Source organism: Enterococcus sp. DIV1411a (genome assembly GCF_050531945.1).
In the GTDB taxonomy this organism is placed as follows: domain Bacteria; phylum Bacillota; class Bacilli; order Lactobacillales; family Enterococcaceae; genus Enterococcus_B; species Enterococcus_B faecium.
The window spans coordinates 468,311-487,853 of the sequence record NZ_CP172892.1 but is presented as its reverse complement, the minus strand read 5'-3'; the positions used below and the strand labels follow the sequence as shown (position 1 = coordinate 487,853).

Genomic DNA, 19,543 nt, shown 5'->3' with positions numbered 1-19,543 from the left:
AATTCATCATTTTTTCTTCTTAATCGTTTAAAAAAGACTGTGCCAAATTATCTGACACAGCCCTCACTATAAAACTGTTCTCATGTGTTCTCATATAGCTAGATGTTCATTGATTCAAGAACTGCGAGGACAAAAGCAGTTCCTATCTTATGATAGTTGCTCTAATACTTCCTCTGTTGTCATCACTTGATCTGCAATAAAGCCAAAGTTCGTCAACGCTGCATCCATTGCTTCTTGGCCAGGAGCACTAATTGCATCTGTCGCTACAACAACATTGAATCCACTCTCTACCAATTCACGCATATGGGAATCGCTACACAAGTTTCCGTTCATTCCACCGAGAATTACTGTGTCGATTCCATTTTTTCTCAATTGAAGCGCCAAATCATTGCTTTCTGGTCCAAAGATTTTATGAGGAGAGCTGATGATCGTATTTTCATCCAAATATGGTTTCAATTCTTCGATAAAATCGGCTCCTGAACCTTCTTCGACTGGTTCATATTGACTTTTTCTAGCAAACATCTGCTGCTCAAGCATCATATGTTCTCCTGCACCGCCAAATTGCCATTTATGGTCATGTGGATAAAAATAATGAGGAGAAATAAAGAGTTTGTATCCTTTTTCTTTTGCTTGTTTCACCATTTCGATCATATTTTCGATCGTATTGTATTTTTCTAAGATATCTTTTGTCAAACCAAAGCCACCGCCTGCTGGTTTCAAGAACTCGACTTGCGGGTCAGTTAGAACTACTGCTGTATTTTTGTTGTTGAACATGATAAATTCTCCATTCGTTATTTATTTTAATACATCATTTAGAGCTTCACTCATTGTTGGATGAGAATAGATTTGATCTCTCAATAACGTATAAGGAAGTTTTCCATTCATAGCTAGCGAAATCAAGTTGATGACTTCATGAGAATCTTCCGCATAGATACTTGCCCCTAGAATCAAGTCAGTTTCAGGGTCGACTAAAACTTTGAATACCCCTTTAGGATCTTCTAATACTTGTGCTTTAGGAACACCGCTTGTCATATACTTGAATAATTTGTAATTGACGCCTTGTGCTTTGGCTTGTTTTTCTGTTAATCCTACATTGGATAAAGTTGGAGTGATAAATACACTGTAAGGCACAGCTTTCCGGTTATTCGTTGTTCGTGTATTCTCGCCTTTCAACTGATCCATGATAATTCGATAATCATCTAGAGAAATATAAGTGAACTGCAATCCGCCTTTGACGTCTCCAATCGCCCAAATGTTGTCTGCATCTGTACGAAGGTATTCATCCACAGCGATTGCTCCGCGATCTGTTAGTTTAACATCTGTATTTTCTAATCCAAGTGATGCTGTACTTGGTTTTCTTCCAGTTGCAGCCAAAACTTTTGACGCTTGGATTGTTACTTCTTGGCCATCTTCTGTAAAGGTGACGGCAGCTGTTGATTCTTGGTCTGCTACTTGATCTACAGATACACCTAGATGGAATTCGATTCCCGCATTTGTCATGTCTTCTAAAATCATTTGCGCGATATCTTCATCTTCACGAGGAAGAAATTCAGGATGGGCATCAAGAACGACAACTTTAGATCCGTATTCATTGAACATTGATGCAAATTCCAAGCCAATATATCCAGCCCCGATGATCACTAATTTTTCCGGTAATTGTTCCTGATCCATCGCTTGCGTAGAATCAATCAAGTAGCGACTTGTATTCAATCCTTTGATTGGTAAAATGATTGGTTCAGAACCAGTATTGATGAAAATCCGTTCGCCTTCAACAATCACTTTTTCACCATTATTCGTCACTTCGATTTGATGGTTAGAAAGAAAACGTGCTGTACCGTCCATCACTGTCCCAGTTGCCTCATCGCTGATCATATGATAATTTTTGGCTCGAAGCATGCCCGTCAATTTTTCTTTCCGAGCAACAGCCTCTGTAAAGTCGATTCCTCTTTCTCCATTGAAAATCAATGATTTAGAAGGAATACAGCCGATGTTGATACATGTTCCGCCATACATACGTGTTGACTTTTCAACGACTAAAACCGATTCGCCTTTTGAAGCTAACGCCTTTGCTAAAGTCTTACCGCCCTTTCCAAAACCGATCACAATATTTTGATATTTTTCCATCATTTTTCCCTCGCTTCTTTTTTACCTACCGATTGGTACAAAAATATGATAACCGATAATCGTCTATTTTCCAAATCATCTGCTTTATTTGTCAAAAAAAACCAGACAAAAAGCGGTCCTTTCACGTTTTTAGTCTGGTTCGATTTCCTTTATTCTTCTAAACAATCGTTACTTCTACATCGATATTTCCTCTAGTTGCTTTGGAGTAAGGGCAGAATTCATGCGCATCTTCTGCAATTTTTTGGGCTTCTTCTTCGCTGATGCCATCGATATGCACTTCTAACACTACACCGATCTGATAGCCGCCATCATCTAAATTATAAAGAGAGACACGTGCTTTTACTGTGGACTCTGCTGTCATTCCTGCTTCTTTGATCATATGTTGTACCGCCCCATTGAAACAAGAAGCATAACCTGCTGCAAATAATTGTTCTGGATTTGTTCCTTCTGCATGGATTCCTGGAGGAGTGATTTTCATATGCATCGAGCCATTTGGTGCCTCGACTTCTCCATTGCGCCCGCCATGGTTGATCATTGCTGTTTCGTATGCTTTTTTCATTGTACTGCTCCTTTCGATTGACCATTTGCTACTTGGCTATAATTATAGTGTATGACAAGTAAGGCGCTTTCTACAAAAATTCTGCTTATTCGAATACCAGAATGCCGTCTTCTACTATTTTTCCAAAAAACAAAAAAATACTACTCGTGAACAACAGCGTCATATTTGTTCCAAAATAAATTGCAATCTTTTCTACATAATCTTTTATATGATTGATTTTAAGATACATATATACCAGAAAGTTGACCCCATAAACCAATACTGTTAAAAAAATAACCATATTCGTTACCATTTTTTCCTCCTTTTGCTGGTCTCCCTACCAGCATTCGATTTAACCATACCACTTTTTTTGCCGTCCAAGCAACTAGCCTTTCAAAAAGACTGGTTTATTCTGCTGTTAATGATTCAAGATCAGAAAAATGTCCGAATAATTTTGCTAATTTTACTAACGCCAACTTGTTCTTTCCGAATTCATCATTTTCTATCTGTAATACTAGTAACGGCTCATGTAAGCTTAAACGGATCAAAAACCAGCCGTTTCCGTATGGCTCTTCTAGATCATACCGAATACCTTCTTCATTTTTCGGGTCGAAGTTCATCCCTTTTTCTTCTTCCAACAGTCGCTTCATTTCTTCTAATATCTTGTTTCCTTGTTCGCGTGGTTCATCGCTGAACAATTTTAGTCGGATTTCTTGTACTTCTACGGGCTGTTTCAACTCTTTGATTTGTTCATCTAATGTGATACCTTTTCTTTTTAATTCTGGCAAAAGCATCAGGATCTTTGCGATGACATATGCACCATCATCCAGAAAATAATTTTCCTTGAATGCAGCGTGTCCGCTTGTTTCGATGGCTAGCTGTGTATCTTTCCCAAGACGGTTAAGTTCTAATGCTTTATTGATTACATTTCGATAGCCGGAAATATAACGAACTTGGATGCCTCCTTTTTCTTCAATGAATCTTTGTAGATGAGAAGAAGTAGGGGAATTCGTCACGATTCTTGTTCCTGGATGCTCTTTTAATACGATTGTACTTAATACTGCGATCAAATTATTTCGATTGATCACTGTTCCAGAAGCACTGACAACTGCAGAACGATCCACATCTGTATCGAAAATGATCCCAAGATCTGCTTCATTTGCTAAAACAGCCTGCTTGATACTTTCCATCGCTTCTTTATTATCAGGATTTGGGATATGATTAGGAAATCGGCCATCTGGTTCCAAAAATTGGGAACCTGTTGAATCCGCACCTAAGCTATTCAATACTTTTTCAGCAAAGAATCCACCAGCACCATTTCCGGCATCAACAATGATTTTCCAACCATTTAGTGGTTTGCTTTCTAGTGTTCCAATCCCCTTTTTAATTTTTGTGACTAAATCTTGCGCATAAGGTGTCAAAAGGTCTGCTTTTTCTACGCTTCCAGTTTGTTCGCTTTTTATTTTTTGCTGCTGTGATAGGATAAAAGCAATATCTTCTTTTTCTGCTCCTCCTTCTGAGGTAAAGAATTTTATTCCATTATAATAATAGGGAAGATGGCTAGCAGTCAGCATAACCGCAGCATCGCACGAGAACTGTTCAAATTGAGTGGACATAAACATAGCAGGCGTAGTAGCTAATTCGAAATCGATGACATGTATCCCTTGTTCTTTCAGACTTTGGATCAACGCCTCTTTCAGTGCTGGTCCGCTTATCCTACTGTCATGACCAATCCCAATCGTCCATTTTTTATTTGGATCGGTTGATTTCTTCTTTTTCTTTATCCAGTTTGCTAGTCCCCAGCCGATCTTTTTTACCATGTCTGTCGTCAAGTTTACTTCATATCCTTCAACTGGTAATGCGATTCCTCGAATATCCGATCCATTTTGCAGCGCTTTCATATCTTTCATATAAAAGTCCTCCTCATTTATTCCCTCATTTTTTCCAGCTTTTCTGCAAATCGCTGTGCTTCTTCTTCTGAGCGGCAAATAATAATGAATGTATCTACACCGGCCATCGTTCCGACAACTTCAGGGTAAGCCACTTCATCTAGCCAATTCGTTACCACATCGGCACCATTTCGTTCAGTCAATACGATGACCATGAACTGAACAGACTGGATACGCAAAACCTCGCGTCTAATTGCTGTACGCAAACGTTCTTCATTTAAAGAAACAGATGGCTGGTTAAATAATGTATAGCGTACTATTTTGTTTTCATTTTGACTTTTTACTAACTTCATTTCTCGAATGTCTCGAGAAATCGTTGCTTGAGTCACATCGGCGCCTGCTTCATGCAGCCGCGCAAGCAGCTCTTCCTGTGTCCCAATAGGTTGTTCTGTAATGATCTGGCGGATCAGTGCTTGTCGCTGTTTCTTTTTCATATTAGACACCTCTCAATGTTGATTATAGCAAAAGATAAGTAATATTTCTTCATATTTTGGTATTTTTTACTTTTATTTTTTGTTTTCATTCAGGTTGCTAACCTTTTTCTATTTTAACACGCAAAATCGTCTTCATTTTTTCAGGTGCTGATTTTCTTGGATCGCTGATGTAAATCTCTTTGTGTTCTTTAGAAGCTCTTTCATAGCCTTCTTTTGCGATGAATGCTTCTAATTTCTCAAACGTTGCTGGTTCTTCGTCATAGGGCCCGACGTGTAAGATTTGGGCACAAAGACCTTCTTCCATCTTTTTGAATACTACTTGTTCTTTCAAGTCTTCCGGAAGTTTGCTAGAACGCTGAATGGCTTCTTGTGCTATCGCTTCTGTAACAAAGTCAGGCTGTCGGATCATCAATTGATAAGAAAAATGTTCTTTTTTCATCACTGGTTCATGCAAATACTTTTCTTGCAGTCCCCATTGTCCTTCCAGTGGATAGACAGTATACATCTGATAATCAGGAATCAGCCAATTTTTTTAGGCGACATGCGTATTGCATAGCTGACTGCATATAGACAGGCTACTCTTCGTTTAAAGTCTTCCTGATTCGGGTCGCCGATCCCTCTGATGCTAAAGAATGGTTTTTTAGGAACCTCTAGTATTTGCGGGCTTTTTTTCATACTATAGCTCTTGTCTTTACGCCATTCAATTTTTTCCATTTTTCTTCCTCCGCGAAATTCCATTTAGTTATTTATTATCATACCTCTTTTTGAGTGACTTGGCTAATCGTGTTGACACTATTTTTCAGTTTGTGCTAGAATAAGTGAAGTAAATAAATCGTACAGATAACACGTTTCGGCGTGTCGAGAGAGAGGCGGTTTCTATTTTTATAATAGAAATCACTCTCTTTTTTTACGAAATTTTTTAGAGGTGATGTAAATGACAAAACAAAAACAGCTGCTTTTAGTACCTGCAGTAATTGCAACAGGGATGATGTCTTTTGCGGGCGTATTGATCGAGACGGCCATGAATGTAACTTTCCCAACTCTTATCAGACAGTTTGATTTAACGACTGCACAAGTCCAATGGGTAACAACGATTTATCTTTTGATGATTTCGATCATTGTTCCGCTGTCTACTTATTTGAATCGCAATTTTAGTCTCAAAAAACTCTTTTTAGCTTCAAATCTGCTTTTCTTGGCAGGTATAATGATCGATTTCTTCTCTCCTACCTTCATGGTCCTATTGTTTGGTCGATTGCTCCAAGGTGCAGCGACAGGTATCGCTCTTCCGTTGATGTTCCATATTATCTTGACATTTGCCCCCCTCAATCGACGAGGCGCGATGATGGGTGTCGGTACTTTGACAACGGCCATTGCTCCAGCAATTGGTCCCACTTATGGAGGCATTATGACTTCACATTTTACATGGAATCATATCTTCCTGTTTCTTGTGCCCGTTTTGATTCTTTCTTTGATTATCGGCTGGTTTGCTATTCCCGAGATGGCAGTACAAAAAAGTGGTTATTTGGATTGGATAAGCGTTTTAGGAATTTGTCTTTTGTTTAGTGGAAGTCTAACATTTTTGAGTACGTTGGGAACAGTTTCCAGCTGGATTGCTTTAATCATCGGCGGTATTGGCTGGTTCCTTTTTTACTATCGAAGTAAAAAAGTGGAGCATCCGCTGATCCGACTGTCTATTCTTTCAAATAAAACATTCCGCTTGTTTTTGATTGGCTTCTTAGTTTATCAGTTTTTATTACTTGGTGTATCTTTTGTCTTGCCGAATTTCCTTCAGATCGTTCAAGGAAGTAGTCCTTTTGTCGCTGGATTAGCGATGCTTCCCGGCGCAGCGGTTGGTGCTTTGCTTTCTCCTTTTTCCGGGAAAATGCTGGATCAATATGGTCCGAAGAAGCCAATTTTTGCTGGGCTGATTCTTTCTTTGATTGGTTGGCTAGCATTATTCCTACTCATAGGACACGCTTCAGTGGGTGTATTGATTGCTTGTCATGTGTTTTATATGATCGGTATCGGATTATCTTACAGCAATATGATGACCACCGGAATGAATGCACTGAATGAAAAACTACAAGGAGACGGGAACGCAATGTTCAATACCTTGCAGCAGTTTTCTGGCGCTGTGGCTACTTCATTAGTAGCGGTCATTATCAATTACGTCCAGCATCATACTTCCCATAACTATGAAGTGTCTACTACATTAGGATCAAAAGCAGCATTAGGCGTCTTGTTGCTGTTGCTTCTCGTAAGCTTTGCTCGATTCGCCTATTATCTGTTCTTTGCTAAAAAAGCGTAGATTCCATATACGGTAGGTGTTGCATCTGCCGTTTTTTTGTGTGAAAATGGTTGTTTGTAAAAGGAGGCTTTTTTATGGAAAAAATTGCCATTATCGGTGGCGGGATCATTGGTATGACCCTAGCCAGTTACTTAGATACATCAAAATTCAATGTTGCTTTATTTGATGAAGGGACAGGACAGGCAACTAAAGCTAGCGCTGGGATTATCTCCCCTTGGTTGTCGAAACGCAGAAACAAACAATGGTATCGTCTGGCTAAAGACGGCGCTGCTTTTTTCCCTAAACTTATAAAAGATTTCCAACTTGATCAAACGATTTACGCACAATCAGGGACACTTTTGCTTCGACCTGAAAAAGATTTAGCTGAATTGGCTGTTCTTGCCGAGAAACGAAAAGAAGAAGCGCCAGAAATTGGAAACATCGAATGGCTTTCACCTGAACAAACATCTCAAGCACTTCCGTTATTGAAACCAGCAGTTTCACTGCGTATCAGTGGTGGTGGTCGTCTGGATGGAAAAGCATATTTAGAACATCTTGGTCAGCGTTTAGCACAAAAACAAATGGAGCAGATCCAGGCAAAAGTCACTTCGCATAAGAAGAGCGATTCTTGGCTCATCAAGGGACCGTTTGGAGAATACACAGCTGATCGTGTAATTTTGACACCTGGCCCGGCACTTAAGCCTTTATTACAAGAATTAGGCTATGCTGCAGATATACGTCCGCAAAAAGGGCAGCTCTTAGCATTTCAGACATCTTATAAGATGAGTCAAGACTGGCCTGTTGCTATGCTTGACGGAGAAGCTGATTTCATTCCTTTCATGGATGGAAAGATCCTTTTAGGTGCTACCCATGAAAACGATCAAGGCTGGGATTTGGCTCCTACTAGCGAAGCTTATAAGGGATTGACTAAGAGTACAGAACAGTTCTTGACTGATCCAGATCAGATAAAAAACTGGCCATACGAGTTCCGTGTAGGTACCCGTGCTTATACGTCAGATTTTTCCCCATTTTTCGGCGTACTGCCAGATGATCCAAGCTTACTGGCTGCTAGCGGTCTAGGCTCTTCTGGCTTGACCACAGGTCCTTATATCGGCTATCTATTAGCCAACTTCTTAAATACTGGTCATTGGCCTACGGAAGATTATCAAAAGGACATCTCCACCTATATTACGAAAAATCCATCATAGAAAAACAGCTTTTTCAAGTAAGGATCCCGAGCGATATTGCGCATGGATTACTTCTTGAAAAAGCTGTTATTTTAGTTCAATTTCTGAATCAAATTCTCCAAACTTTCTTTTGCTTCATCTGGCAAGAGATCTTTTCCTATCTGAGCTTCAATGAATCGTAAACGAATATCAAGTCGTTGTTTCACCAGATTTTTATAGGACGTATCCTCAAAAGAAACAGGAAAATCTGGTATAGGTAAATAGTGGATGTCTTCAAATGGACCAAACGACTTGAATTCTGCCGTTTGTTGCACGATTCTTTCAACGATTGACAATGTCGTTTCAGGTTTGATTTTTTTATCATCGAAATATCCAGTATTCAGGACATAGCAGGCTGTTTGCTGTTTCAAAAACAACTCTCGAAAAGCTTGATAGTCTTCCCTAAGAGGATAGACACGGAAAGGATTAGCAAATGGTTCAATGACTAGCTCATCTAGCTGTCTTTTTGTAGTGATATTTTCCGCGTCTGATCGTTTTGTTGCTAATGTTGCACCAAAAGACGCTGCTAAAACCGGGTCATTGATCTTGATAATTGGCGGAAGCGAATCATCTTTCATGATCCAAAAAACAGCATCGATCTTTTCGCTAAGATGATCGACTCGGTCGGGTGTCGCATAACGTGATTTGACTGTCCGCCCATTTCCGTTTCGTATATCTCCTGTTACTAGGACTTTTTCTCCTTTACTTGTACATGTCACGCCCACATTCTGACAAGTAAGGAAAGAAGAAATGGCCGGATCATCAGACGGATAGTCTTGTGTTTTATCAAAGTAAGAAGGTTCCAAGGCAGTAGCAAAACCATTTTTTCGAGAAATAACGAAAGCATCGTCATGCAAGATCGAAACAGAGTGACCTTCCGTATGTTTTGCTAAGGTAATCGTTGATTTTCCAGAACCGGACAACCCAAATACAGCCATCGTATAGGTCTGGTCATTACTAGCATATTGTTTCATCCCACCGTGGCAGGCAATAAAACCATTGCGATTTCCCAATGCCCAAGCAAGCGTCAAAGTCGCTTTTTTTAATTCTCCAAAGTAACGTAATCCTAGCACAGCCGCTGTATTATGGAGAGCATCAAACAAAATGAGTCCATTGGGAAATGTTTCATGTGTCCACTCGGGATCACAAAAGATATAAAGATCTCCCTCATCAAAGGAAACAGACTTTTGATAAGTCTTTAAGATCTTCGAATTCGCTGGCTGAAAATTCAGCAAATAAGAATACAAATTGTTCTCAAATCCTTCTGGAATCAGCAAATGACTTTGCACAGAAAATTCTTCAGATAGGCCAACGATTACTTTTGTATGGTAAAACTGGCGTTTGCGACTTTGATACACAGCTTCTCTTAAAATTTTCTCGTATTTGCTTTGTTCCTTGTCTAAGTCCTCAAAGATCCGCCGAGCACTTGCTGTTCTTCCCACAATGCTTCCATCATTGAATACTAGTGTCCTGACATCAGCTGGTAAATCTAGTTCTTCAGCATGTGAGATTGTTAAATCTGTGATGATCGTTCCTGGACTCCCTTTTGCTAGTTGATAAGCTGTCTTCCTGTCAAAAACTTCATGAACATTATTACCGTAAAATGTCGTTTCTACAATCGATCGAATACTGGATAACAGTGGATTTCCACTTGTGATTTCGTTTAATTCGAGACTCTCTTTTGTACTCATGGCTCCTCCTCATTCCCTAAACAAAAAAACGTTTTCTTTATTATACATTATTCGAGTTTTTATTTGTACTGCTGCGCTGTGGGAAGCAAACGAGTTATTTTTCACACAAAAAAACCGAGAACTTGAATAAACAAGTTTCTCGGTTTCATCATTTTCCTTTTATCGGCTTAGTACCAGCCGTTTGCTAACCAGAATGTTTTAGCAGCATCCCATGAACCATAACGAGATGTTACATATTGTTCTGCTACACGTTCTTGATTGGCAGCTGAATAGTCGCCGTTTAAGTATGTAGCATCTAATTGATAACGGCCGATGTAACGTCCGTTAGTAGCTGTGTATGAACCGCCTGATTCTTTTTGTGCGATCCATTCTTTTGCAGAGCTTGAAGTTGGCGCTGTTGCAGCAACTGGGGCAGCAGGAGCTACTTCAACTGTTTCAACAGGTGCAACGTATGTATGTTCTTGCGTTGCTGTTTCAGTTGTAGATGCTGTATTTTCTGTTGTTTTGTTTTCTGTTGTTGCTGAAGAATCATTTGAAGTTGGGATTGTTAATTGTTCACCAACATAAATGCGGTTGATGTTTGCGATCGAATTTTTTTCAGCAATTGCATCGATCATTGAGTTGTCTCCTGCAAATTTTTGTGAGATCTTAGATAATGAATCACCTGATTTTACTGTATAAACTTCATCAGCGTGAGCATTTGTAGTTCCTACAAACATTGCAGTAGCACCAGCAGCAAAAGTTGTACCTAAAACAATTTTCTTAAATGAATTCATATTAAACTCCTTTTTTTCTCCGTTTTTTATTCTTTCGACGCTATTAACTTTATCATTTAGAAATATTTCATAGGTAAAAGAATCATGACATTTAATGACAAAATGACGAATTATTTAATATTTGTAACATTTAAACAAATATTTTTTTGATACAAAACCATAAAATCCTTGTTGTATAAGCAAAGTAATCGTTTTTCTATGTTTTTTTATTTTTGAATGAAAAACGCAGATTCTGTAACATTTACTGCAATAATCCATAAAAAAAAAGCAAAAAAATTTTTGATTTTTATCAAATTCTCTTAAAAAAATGTAAAAAATACAAAAAAACCAGTAATTGTTACAACAATTACTGGACAAAAACTTTGAATAATGTTAACTATTTTTTTATTTTAACTTTCTCCGCAATAATTTCTGGGCATGTTCCAATTCGTTTATAACGACTTCTTCTGTTTCTTTAGCTAATATTTCATCTAATACATCAAGCCATTTTTCCGGTTCTTTTGTTCCTAGACGTCCAATAGCCCAAGCTGCTGTTCCTCTGATGACAGGGCGGACATCTGTTAAACATTCTGAAATCTCAGGCAATGCCGTTCGATCACCTAGATTAGCTAAAGCAATCAATGCGTTTCTCTGCAAAGGTTTCTTCCCACGCCATGAACCAGCTAAATGCCCAAATTGCTGTTTGAAGTCTTTATTAGACATCGAAAGCATTGGCTTTAATTTTGGATATACTTCGTCTACTTTTGGTTCCATCTCTTCATGAAAATGAAAATCTTTTCCTTGATTGTAAGGGCAGACTAACTGGCAGATATCACATCCATAAATGACATTTCGCATTTTTTTACGATATTCTTCCGGCATCATCCCTTTTGTCTGAGTTTGATAAGACAAACATCGCTGGGCATTCATTCTTCCGTCACCAAGCAATGCTTTTGTCGGACAAGCAGTCACGCAGCGCATACAGTCACCGCAACCAAATTCTCCTGGTTTATCAGGCTCAAATACAATATTAGTAACGATCTCACCAAGATAGACAAATGAACCGAACTCTTCAGTGATCAACAATCCGTTTCGTCCAATAAATCCTAAACCAGCTCGCTGTGCTACAGCGACATCGATCAGTTCTCCAGTATCTACTTGCGGAGCTAGACGCCATTCCTCTTCTTTTTGCCATTTTTCTGCTCTTGTTTGGATGAATTCGATCAATCGGTTCAAACGGTCTCTGAGTATATCATGGTAATCGATCCCCCAAGAAGCACGAGCAAACTGCCCGCGTTTTTCATCCCTAGGCACTTCTTCATGGATCCTAGTAGGATACGCAAGTGCAATGGAAATGATCGATTTCGGCTGATCAAATGTCATTTCTGGATAAAGACGCTCATCGATATTTGGATGTTCAAAGCCAGAAGTATGGCCAGCTGCTTTTTGTTCTTCCAACGATTCTTTTAATGAATCAAAAGGTTCCGCCGTGGTGAACCCGATTTTGTCAATTCCTAATCGTTTGCTTTCTTGTATGATTTCTTCTTTTAATGTCATGGTCTTCCTCGCTTGCTGTTAACGGCTGTATAACCCATAATATAGTTTTTCTTTTTTCAGCTGGACAAACTGGATCTGCTGATCGGCAATCTTCTTTTCTTCCATCCATTTTTTTCTTGCAGCAAATACTTCCCAATAATTTGTTGAAATTAATTTTCTTTTGTTATCTAATGCATTAAAAAAATTCAATGAAACTGGTTTTGTACTTAACAGTTCATGGAGCCTTACCTCTTCCCATGGCGAAAACTCAGACAGATCGCGGGAATACAATACTTCTTCATAGAGATTTTTTTGCTGTGTGTACGTGAATGTTTGCGGGATTTTCCCAGGCCTGGCAATTTCTACTAGACGATTATAAAACATATTCATTAATTTGCTGTTGGCAATAAATTGACTTTTATAATAGGCCGACTGGATCTTTTTGATTACTCCTTCTGCTTTGATGACTGAAAATAATGCAGGCCATGCTTTGACGGTTATTTCGTCGTTTTGTTTAACTAATACGCCAGGTGTGAAGCCGACTGGAGAAAGGAACACAAAATAACCGATACCGGTATTTTCATCTAAAGGCTGAAATTCATCAAACAACCATTTGCCTATGTACAGCTCTTCATCTGGTTCTGTTGTCTCATTTTGATTTGCTATGAATAATTTAGCTAATTCTGCTTCAAGAAATTGAAGGTCTTGATCCTTGTCGGTATTTTCCTGCTGGCTGATCAATCGAAAGACTTCTTCTTTAATCGTATATTTATCTTTACGTGTAAAATTCATAGCCACACCTTCCTTCCTTACTCTAACTATAACGGAATTTCTTCAAAAAAGGTATCTGTACGCCGAAAAACAGCATAATTTTTTTCATATCTCTTATAAAAAATGCAAGGCCTGCTCCTCAAGCTAGACCTTGCACTTTTCAGCTTTCTTTTATTTGTGACAAACCTTCATGGATCGTTTCAATATTCCATTTCATCATCTGATAGTAAGAATCTCCTTGTTCTCCTTCTTTTGCTATGGAATCAGTGAACAGTTTATCATAAATTTTCAAACCCGTTTCTTTTGCTACCCGTTCCATGCTTCTTGAGTCTACACTGGTTTCCACGAATAAAACCGGTACTTCTTTTGCTCTTATCTGATCAATGATCGCTTTCATTTGATCAGGCGTACCTTGACTTTCTGTATTGATCTCCCATATATAAGCTGCTGGCAAATCATATGCTCGTGAAAAATACTTGAATGCCCCTTCACTTGTTACTAATAATTTTTTGTTCTCTTCGATAGAAGCAAAACTTTCCTTCGCTTGTGTATCTAATTCTTTTAGTTTTTCCACATATGCTTCTGCATTTTTTTTATAGAGTGTCGCATTTTCTGCATCTTTTTCAGAGAATATACGTGCGATTTCCTCCACATATTTTATTCCGTTAGATAGGTCTAGCCAAGCATGGGGATCTGCTTTTGTATGTTCTTCACCGCTAGTTAAATAAAGAGGTTCTACATTTTTGCTAACTGCAAAATAATCTTTTCCTTCTTCTTTTTTAGCCGTTTCCATCAAGTTATCGAACCAGCTGTTACCTGTTTCAAGATTCAAACCGTTGTATAAAATAACATCCGCATCGCTTGCCTTTTTGATGTCTTCTGGTAGTACTTCATATTCATGCGGATCTGTTCCGACTGGTACGATACTGTGGATATCTATTTGATCTGTTCCGACCTCTTTTGCCATGTCCGCCAAGATCGAATTGGTAGCCACGACTGACAACTTTTCTTTACTTCCTTCATCCGCTTGGTCAGAAGCCTGCTTTCCGCAACCGGCTAATACCAAGAAACTAACTGCCAAGATTAAAAAGAGTGATTTTTTTGTTTTCATCTATCTGCTTCCTTTCTGAAATAAAATTCCTTTTGTTGGAGAAAATAAAAAAGCAAGGATAAAAAATGCGGTACATGCTAACACGATCGTAGCTCCTGATGGCCAATTGTAACTATAACTGAAAAACACACCGACAACTGCACTTAGCATACCGATTCCTGCAGCTGTAATGATCATTTTCAGTAAATGGTTCGTTAGCAAGTAAGCCGTGGCGGCTGGTGTGATCAACATGGCAATCACCAAGATTGTTCCTACTGTCTGTAAACTGACTACAGCCACTAATGTCAAAAAGAACATCAAAAGATAATGGATCAGCGATGTGTTCAGCCCATAAGCTTTTGCCATTGTCGGATCGAATGATGTGATCTTCAATTCTTTATAAAAGAAAAAGACAAATATCAAGACGATTCCACTAACGAGTGCTGTCAGCAACAAATCGCTTTCCCTAACAGCTAAGACATTCCCAAATAAAATATGATACAAATCTGTCGCACTCTGGGCATATGAAATCAAGATAATCCCTAATGCAAAAAAGGAGCTAAAGACAATTCCAATCGCTGTATCATTTTTCAATCGGCTCCGCTGAGTCACGAAACCAATCACTGCTGCTGTTAGCATCCCAAAAGCAGTGGCTCCAAAGATGTAACTAAAACCAAACATATAAGAAATGGCTACACCTGGAAGAACTGCGTGAGAGATAGCGTCTCCCATCAAAGACATCCCTCGTAAAATAATAAAAGAACCGATGACTCCAGAAGCAAGTCCTACAAGCATGGAAGTGACCAAAGCGTATTGCAGGAATTGATAATTCATTAATCCATCAATAAAGGATTGGATCATTTTTTCTCTCCTCCTTTTACTAAATGTCTGATGATCTCACCATAGGCCAATTGAAGGTTCTTCGATGTAAAGACTTCTTGTACTGGACCGGAAGCAATCAGCTGTTTATTTAAAAGAATAACCTCATCGAAATATTCTTCTACTTTATGAAGATCATGATGGACGATCAAAATCGTTTTTCCTGAATTCTTCAATTCCTGCAAGATGTCAAAGATCTTTCGTTCACTTAACGCATCAATCCCTACGAATGGTTCATCTAAAAAGATCCATTCTGCTCCTTGGGCTAGAGCTCTTGCAATAAAAACTCTCTGAAGCTGTCCACCCGATAGTTCGCTGATCTGTCTTTTGGCATATTCTTCCATCCCTACTTTTTTCAAAGCTTGTCTTGCACGTTCTTTTTCTTTTTTCCCAGGTCTTTGTCCAATTCGTAAAGATGGATATGTTCCTAAAAGTACAACGCCTAATACATCAATTGGAAAGGAAAGATCCAATTCACTTCGCTGTTCCACGTAGGCTATTTTTTTACGGACTGAGTTTACCGGCTGTCCAGAAAAGGTGACTTTACCAGTAGTAGCTGGTATCAACTCTAGCAAAGATTTCATAAATGTTGATTTTCCTGCACCGTTTGGTCCGATAATACCGGTAATTTTTTGTGGATTTATCGTCAAGTTGATAGTTTTCAAAACAGTTTTCCCTTGATAAGCGGCTGAAAGGTCTTGAATTACAATGGCCGTACGTTCCAAATCTTACACTCCTTTTTAGGCTTACCTAACTTTTTATTTAAATATAGTTTAACTAAAATGGAAAGCATTTTCAAGTAGAATGATGAAAAAGTTTTTTTCGAATTTTCCTCGCATTTTATGAAAATTTTCTGTAGAATCACATCAAGAGTTCAATAAGGCTAACCTAATAATGAAAAACATGTGTTGAAACGTTTGATTATTTTTTCTTGTTGACTCAACAACGAAAGGAGTTTTTGTATGGAAGAAGAAAAGTTAACTCGAAGTCTTAGTGCCCGTCATATCCAAATGATCGCACTAGGTGGAACGATCGGTGTCGGTCTGTTTATGGGTGCCTCCTCAACCATACGCTGGACAGGGCCCTCAGTGATGGGAGCCTATGCGATTGCAGGATTCTTTTTGTATTTGATTATGCGTGCTTTAGGCGAAATGCTTTACGTTGATCCTTCGACTGGTTCTTTTGCAAATTACGCGAGCGAGTACATCCATCCTGTGGCTGGCTACTTGACCGCTTGGAGTAATATTTTTCAATATATTGTCGTAGGAATAAGTGAAGTGATTGCTGTAGGATCTTATATGAATTATTGGTGGCCTGATTTGCCGGCAATTATTCCCGGGATCATTGTCGTCTTGTTTCTTATGCTGGCAAATCTTATTTCTGTCAAGGCGTTTGGCGAATTAGAATTTTGGTTTTCGATCATCAAAGTCATAACGATCATTTTGATGATCATTGCAGGTCTTGGGGTAATCTTATTTGGATTTGGTAATCATGGTCAGGCAGTAGGGATTTCAAATCTTTGGAAAAATGGTGGATTCTTCACTGGAGGCGTCAAAGGATTTTTCTTTGCATTATCGATCGTTGTTGCTTCCTATCAAGGAATCGAACTGATTGGAATGACTGCTGGTGAAGCAGAGAATCCTAAAAAGACGATCATTGAAGCTGTCCAGTCCACTATCGGTCGAATCTTGATTTTTTATATTGGTGCTATTTTTATCATTGTGAGTGTCTATCCGTGGAATCAATTGAGTGAGATTGGTTCACCTTTTGTACAAACTTTTTCTAAAGTCGGCATTACATTTGCTGCAGGACTGATTAATTTTGTCGTGATTACAGCGGCATTATCAGGTTGCAATTCAGGGATTTTCAGCGCAAGTCGTATGGTCTATACACTTGCCATGAATGGAAAGATGTCTAAAAAATTTCTGAAACTTTCTCGTCACGGCGCGCCTTTTTATCCTGTCGTAGCAATCTCAGGTGGAATCTTAATTGGTCTGATCTTAAATTATCTTCTACCAATGTTCATCAACCAGTCAGAAAATATTTTCGTTTTCGTATACAGCTCAAGTATTTTGCCTGGTATGGTTCCTTGGGTAGTGATTTTGATCAGCGAGATTCGCTTCAAAAAGAAGCATGCAGATAAAATGCATGATCATCCTTTTAAAATGCCACTATCTCCTTATACGAATTATGTGACACTTGCTTTTTTAGCTATCGTATTGATTTTCATGTTTATCAATCCTGAAACGAGAATCTCATTGATTATTGGACTCGTTTTCTTGCTTTACATGACGATCCATTACTTTGTACGCGAAAAAAGAACCGGAAAATAAAAAAAGAACGAAGCTTCACCTTAGTGGAAGCTTCGTTCTTTTTTATTGCTTTTATCAATTCAATTTTAGCGTCTCACCGGGAGTCAGGAAATAATTCTCCATGCTCATCCCATTCAGCGACAAGATTGTTTCTACTGGTACGCCAGTTCGTTCGGCTATTTGATTTGGACCTTCTCCTTCCAAAACTACGGTTGTCGCAGCCTGTGAAGTCGCGCTGTTGGTATTAGTTTCAGAGGGATCTGTTGTGTCTTGTGTTGTTCGAGCTTGCATTTCAGAAGCTTCTACCGACTCTGCCGTCTCAGAATCAGAAGATGTTGTGTCTTGTGTGCTTGTTGACTCTGCTTGAAGAGAGGCGCTAGTCTGCAAATAAATATCGGAAATCTTAGCTACATGATTCGTATAATTAGCCGATAATTGATTGATCAAAGTATCTAAGTCTACACCGTCTTTATTTTCTGCTGCCTGATACGCTGCACGTAATTTTCTGATCCCTTCGTCGGAGATTGCTTGAAGCTCACGTGCTTTTTGGTTAGCAACTGCTGATAAACCAGCTATGCCCTCTTGATTTCCCTGAATTTCTGTCTGGTATTCTTCAATCAATGCAGGCGTCTTTTCTTCGATCTTTTTCGAATAATCTTTTACGATTGCTTGAAGTTGCTCTGGCAAACCATTTGCTGTTTTTTCTTCAGAAGTTTGTGTCTCTTTTGTTTTAGTTGATGACTCACTTGTTTGTTTCGTCTCTGTTTTCTTTGTCGTGGTTTCCGTTATGGTCGTACTTTTCGCTTCTGACGAATTTTTTCCATGAAAATATAGACCCGCAACTCCTCCTGCTATGATCAAAAACACGGCAACTGCTGCCCCAATCATGATCATCCGCTTACGAGCTGCCTGTTTTTGCTGTCTTCTTCGGGTCATCCGAACACTTTCTCCCCACTCATTTTCATCATACATTTTTTTCACCACCAATTTTTATGTATAATAGCGTTATCAAACGCTTCATATTCTTATTGTAGCAAATAATTGCCGCTGTGCACATTTTTATCTTTGTTATTTATAAGAAAATTTCACCAGTTGAGATGATTCCAAGATTGTCCGTCGATTTCTCCTTGCAGCTGCATTGTTCGTTCGTCTATCTCAGCCATCAGTTTCTTTATTTCATATAAGAGCGCACGGTCTTGATATTCTGATTTTTCGCTTAATTCATCTAATTGTTGGATCAGCCAATCATTTGTCATAATGAAGTTCCTTTCATTTCTTGCAGTGTAAAGGTCAAGTCTTCGATCTGCTCTTTTGCCTCAGTCAGTGCTTCTACGATATATGCTTGTTTTTCAGATTCTTCTTCCTGCATTTTCTGATTTTCCTGTACTCTTTGAATAAACCAGTCAATCCGCTGAGTCAGCGATGGTTTGCCTTCCAATGAGAGATACTGCTGATAAGCAATTAGCTTCTCCCAACGTTTTTCCTGGGATAAATACATAAATTGTGCTAAAACGAATGGCGGAAGATAGGTCATATGGAATTTATTTGCGATTCGCTGATACGGCCTCAAAAATTCGGAAATCGTATATTCTTCTTTTCCTCCAGCTTGGTATTCTTTTTCCGCCACACCTGTTGTCAATACGATTCCTAGTTCTTTCCCTTTTAATACATGTGCTGCTCGTTCCAAGACATTATCTTGCCAAATTTTTAAATGAGCAGGAGAACTATACCAGTAAAACGGAAACTGGAAAATGATCCGATCATGCTGGGCCAAGAGCTGTAGTTCAGTCTCTATATCTATTTTTCCGTCTGGATAACTTGATTCCAAATGATGCCAAGTAGCTGGTAAACCAGCAGAAGCTTCTTTGAAAAATTGCTGATTTAAAGATTCTTCGATCGTTGGATGGCTAATGATGATAAGTGTACGCATCCCTTTTCCTCCTTTTTAGTC

19 protein-coding genes and 1 pseudogene are annotated in these 19,543 nt (G+C 38.8%); 3 read left to right on the top strand and 17 right to left on the bottom strand.

From position 1 onward, the window contains the following. Positions 1-147 precede the first annotated feature (147 nt). From IGJ87_RS02325 to IGJ87_RS02295, 7 genes and pseudogenes are all read right to left on the bottom strand, one after another. Positions 148-774, bottom strand: a complete 627-nt coding sequence (locus tag IGJ87_RS02325; protein ID WP_002326200.1) for a cysteine hydrolase — start codon at positions 772-774, stop codon at positions 148-150. A 21-nt stretch (positions 775-795) separates the two neighbouring features. After that, a complete protein-coding gene (locus IGJ87_RS02320; protein ID WP_002300334.1) occupies positions 796-2,127 on the bottom strand; it encodes an FAD-containing oxidoreductase in 1,332 nt (443 codons plus the stop codon). Between the two features lie 154 nt (positions 2,128-2,281). Next, positions 2,282-2,683, bottom strand: coding sequence for an organic hydroperoxide resistance protein (locus tag IGJ87_RS02315; RefSeq protein WP_002286825.1), 402 nt, complete (start codon positions 2,681-2,683; stop codon positions 2,282-2,284). Between the two features lie 85 nt (positions 2,684-2,768). Continuing rightward, positions 2,769-2,975: a hypothetical protein gene (locus IGJ87_RS02310; protein WP_002293677.1), complete on the bottom strand. Its 207-nt coding sequence runs from the start codon at positions 2,973-2,975 to the stop codon at positions 2,769-2,771. 94 nt (positions 2,976-3,069) lie between these two features. Next, positions 3,070-4,572 carry a phosphoglucomutase gene (locus IGJ87_RS02305; RefSeq protein ID WP_002300335.1) on the bottom strand — a complete coding sequence of 501 codons (1,503 nt, stop codon included), beginning with the start codon at positions 4,570-4,572 and terminating at the stop codon, positions 3,070-3,072. Positions 4,573-4,589: 17 nt separating this feature from the next. Continuing rightward, positions 4,590-5,045, bottom strand: a complete 456-nt coding sequence (gene argR / locus IGJ87_RS02300; RefSeq protein WP_002286829.1) for an arginine repressor — start codon at positions 5,043-5,045, stop codon at positions 4,590-4,592. Between the two features lie 97 nt (positions 5,046-5,142). Beyond that, positions 5,143-5,759 (bottom strand): annotated as a pseudogene (locus IGJ87_RS02295) (GyrI-like domain-containing protein). Between the two features lie 220 nt (positions 5,760-5,979). Here IGJ87_RS02295 and IGJ87_RS02290 point away from each other — a divergent pair. Next, positions 5,980-7,353, top strand: coding sequence for an MFS transporter (locus IGJ87_RS02290; protein WP_002300339.1), 1,374 nt, complete (start codon positions 5,980-5,982; stop codon positions 7,351-7,353). Between the two features lie 74 nt (positions 7,354-7,427). Beyond that, positions 7,428-8,540, top strand: coding sequence for an NAD(P)/FAD-dependent oxidoreductase (locus IGJ87_RS02285; RefSeq protein ID WP_002300341.1), 1,113 nt, complete (start codon positions 7,428-7,430; stop codon positions 8,538-8,540). Between the two features lie 71 nt (positions 8,541-8,611). Here IGJ87_RS02285 and IGJ87_RS02280 read toward each other — a convergent pair whose 3' ends face one another. The 7 genes from IGJ87_RS02280 to IGJ87_RS02250 all read right to left on the bottom strand — a co-directional run bounded on the left by IGJ87_RS02280 (position 8,612) and on the right by IGJ87_RS02250 (position 16,005). Continuing rightward, positions 8,612-10,249: a phosphoenolpyruvate carboxykinase (ATP) gene (locus tag IGJ87_RS02280; RefSeq protein ID WP_002300343.1), complete on the bottom strand. Its 1,638-nt coding sequence runs from the start codon at positions 10,247-10,249 to the stop codon at positions 8,612-8,614. Between the two features lie 167 nt (positions 10,250-10,416). Next, positions 10,417-11,025 carry a LysM peptidoglycan-binding domain-containing protein gene (locus IGJ87_RS02275; protein WP_002297905.1) on the bottom strand — a complete coding sequence of 203 codons (609 nt, stop codon included), beginning with the start codon at positions 11,023-11,025 and terminating at the stop codon, positions 10,417-10,419. A 384-nt stretch (positions 11,026-11,409) separates the two neighbouring features. Further along, entirely contained in the window at positions 11,410-12,561 is a 1,152-nt protein-coding gene (gene queG, locus IGJ87_RS02270; protein ID WP_002293684.1) for a tRNA epoxyqueuosine(34) reductase QueG, read from the bottom strand. 18 nt (positions 12,562-12,579) lie between these two features. After that, on the bottom strand, positions 12,580-13,332 hold the full coding sequence (locus tag IGJ87_RS02265; RefSeq protein ID WP_002286840.1) for a hypothetical protein: 753 nt from the start codon (positions 13,330-13,332) through the stop codon (positions 12,580-12,582). Positions 13,333-13,471: 139 nt separating this feature from the next. After that, entirely contained in the window at positions 13,472-14,422 is a 951-nt protein-coding gene (locus IGJ87_RS02260) for a metal ABC transporter substrate-binding protein (protein ID WP_002297904.1), read from the bottom strand. Then, entirely contained in the window at positions 14,423-15,262 is an 840-nt protein-coding gene (locus IGJ87_RS02255) for a metal ABC transporter permease (protein WP_002286845.1), read from the bottom strand. Continuing rightward, positions 15,259-16,005, bottom strand: coding sequence for a metal ABC transporter ATP-binding protein (locus tag IGJ87_RS02250; RefSeq protein ID WP_002293686.1), 747 nt, complete (start codon positions 16,003-16,005; stop codon positions 15,259-15,261). The genes IGJ87_RS02255 and IGJ87_RS02250 overlap by 4 nt, the downstream gene beginning before the upstream one ends. Before the next feature lie 237 nt (positions 16,006-16,242). Between IGJ87_RS02250 and IGJ87_RS02245 the strand changes: the two genes are divergently transcribed. Continuing rightward, positions 16,243-17,613 (top strand): amino acid permease, encoded by a 1,371-nt coding sequence (locus IGJ87_RS02245; protein ID WP_002297903.1) that lies wholly within the window; start codon positions 16,243-16,245, stop codon positions 17,611-17,613. A gap of 54 nt (positions 17,614-17,667) precedes the next feature. Here the strand turns inward: IGJ87_RS02245 and IGJ87_RS02240 are convergent, their stop codons facing one another. The 3 genes from IGJ87_RS02240 to IGJ87_RS02230 form a co-directional block, all read right to left on the bottom strand. Further along, a complete protein-coding gene (locus tag IGJ87_RS02240; RefSeq protein WP_002297902.1) occupies positions 17,668-18,564 on the bottom strand; it encodes a LysM peptidoglycan-binding domain-containing protein in 897 nt (298 codons plus the stop codon). 113 nt (positions 18,565-18,677) lie between these two features. Next, positions 18,678-18,848 (bottom strand): hypothetical protein, encoded by a 171-nt coding sequence (locus IGJ87_RS02235; RefSeq protein WP_002286849.1) that lies wholly within the window; start codon positions 18,846-18,848, stop codon positions 18,678-18,680. After that, entirely contained in the window at positions 18,845-19,522 is a 678-nt protein-coding gene (locus tag IGJ87_RS02230; RefSeq protein ID WP_002286851.1) for an NAD(P)H-dependent oxidoreductase, read from the bottom strand. Before IGJ87_RS02230 ends, IGJ87_RS02235 begins: the two co-directional genes overlap by 4 nt. Positions 19,523-19,543 lie beyond the last annotated feature (21 nt).

Bases quoted from the DNA above. Each gene is read 5' to 3' on its own strand.
- IGJ87_RS02325 (WP_002326200.1), bottom strand. From the start codon at position 774: ATGTTCAACAACAAAAATACAGCAGTAGTTCTAACTGACCCGCAAGTC.
- IGJ87_RS02320 (WP_002300334.1), bottom strand. From the start codon at position 2,127: ATGATGGAAAAATATCAAAATATTGTGATCGGTTTTGGAAAGGGCGGT.
- IGJ87_RS02315 (WP_002286825.1), bottom strand. From the start codon at position 2,683: ATGAAAAAAGCATACGAAACAGCAATGATCAACCATGGCGGGCGCAAT.
- IGJ87_RS02310 (WP_002293677.1), bottom strand. From the start codon at position 2,975: ATGGTAACGAATATGGTTATTTTTTTAACAGTATTGGTTTATGGGGTC.
- IGJ87_RS02305 (WP_002300335.1), bottom strand. From the start codon at position 4,572: ATGAAAGATATGAAAGCGCTGCAAAATGGATCGGATATTCGAGGAATC.
- argR (WP_002286829.1), bottom strand. From the start codon at position 5,045: ATGAAAAAGAAACAGCGACAAGCACTGATCCGCCAGATCATTACAGAA.
- IGJ87_RS02290 (WP_002300339.1), top strand. From the start codon at position 5,980: ATGACAAAACAAAAACAGCTGCTTTTAGTACCTGCAGTAATTGCAACA.
- IGJ87_RS02285 (WP_002300341.1), top strand. From the start codon at position 7,428: ATGGAAAAAATTGCCATTATCGGTGGCGGGATCATTGGTATGACCCTA.
- IGJ87_RS02280 (WP_002300343.1), bottom strand. From the start codon at position 10,249: ATGAGTACAAAAGAGAGTCTCGAATTAAACGAAATCACAAGTGGAAAT.
- IGJ87_RS02275 (WP_002297905.1), bottom strand. From the start codon at position 11,025: ATGAATTCATTTAAGAAAATTGTTTTAGGTACAACTTTTGCTGCTGGT.
- queG (WP_002293684.1), bottom strand. From the start codon at position 12,561: ATGACATTAAAAGAAGAAATCATACAAGAAAGCAAACGATTAGGAATT.
- IGJ87_RS02265 (WP_002286840.1), bottom strand. From the start codon at position 13,332: ATGAATTTTACACGTAAAGATAAATATACGATTAAAGAAGAAGTCTTT.
- IGJ87_RS02260 (WP_002297904.1), bottom strand. From the start codon at position 14,422: ATGAAAACAAAAAAATCACTCTTTTTAATCTTGGCAGTTAGTTTCTTG.
- IGJ87_RS02255 (WP_002286845.1), bottom strand. From the start codon at position 15,262: ATGATCCAATCCTTTATTGATGGATTAATGAATTATCAATTCCTGCAA.
- IGJ87_RS02245 (WP_002297903.1), top strand. From the start codon at position 16,243: ATGGAAGAAGAAAAGTTAACTCGAAGTCTTAGTGCCCGTCATATCCAA.
- IGJ87_RS02240 (WP_002297902.1), bottom strand. From the start codon at position 18,564: ATGTATGATGAAAATGAGTGGGGAGAAAGTGTTCGGATGACCCGAAGA.
- IGJ87_RS02235 (WP_002286849.1), bottom strand. From the start codon at position 18,848: ATGACAAATGATTGGCTGATCCAACAATTAGATGAATTAAGCGAAAAA.
- IGJ87_RS02230 (WP_002286851.1), bottom strand. From the start codon at position 19,522: ATGCGTACACTTATCATCATTAGCCATCCAACGATCGAAGAATCTTTA.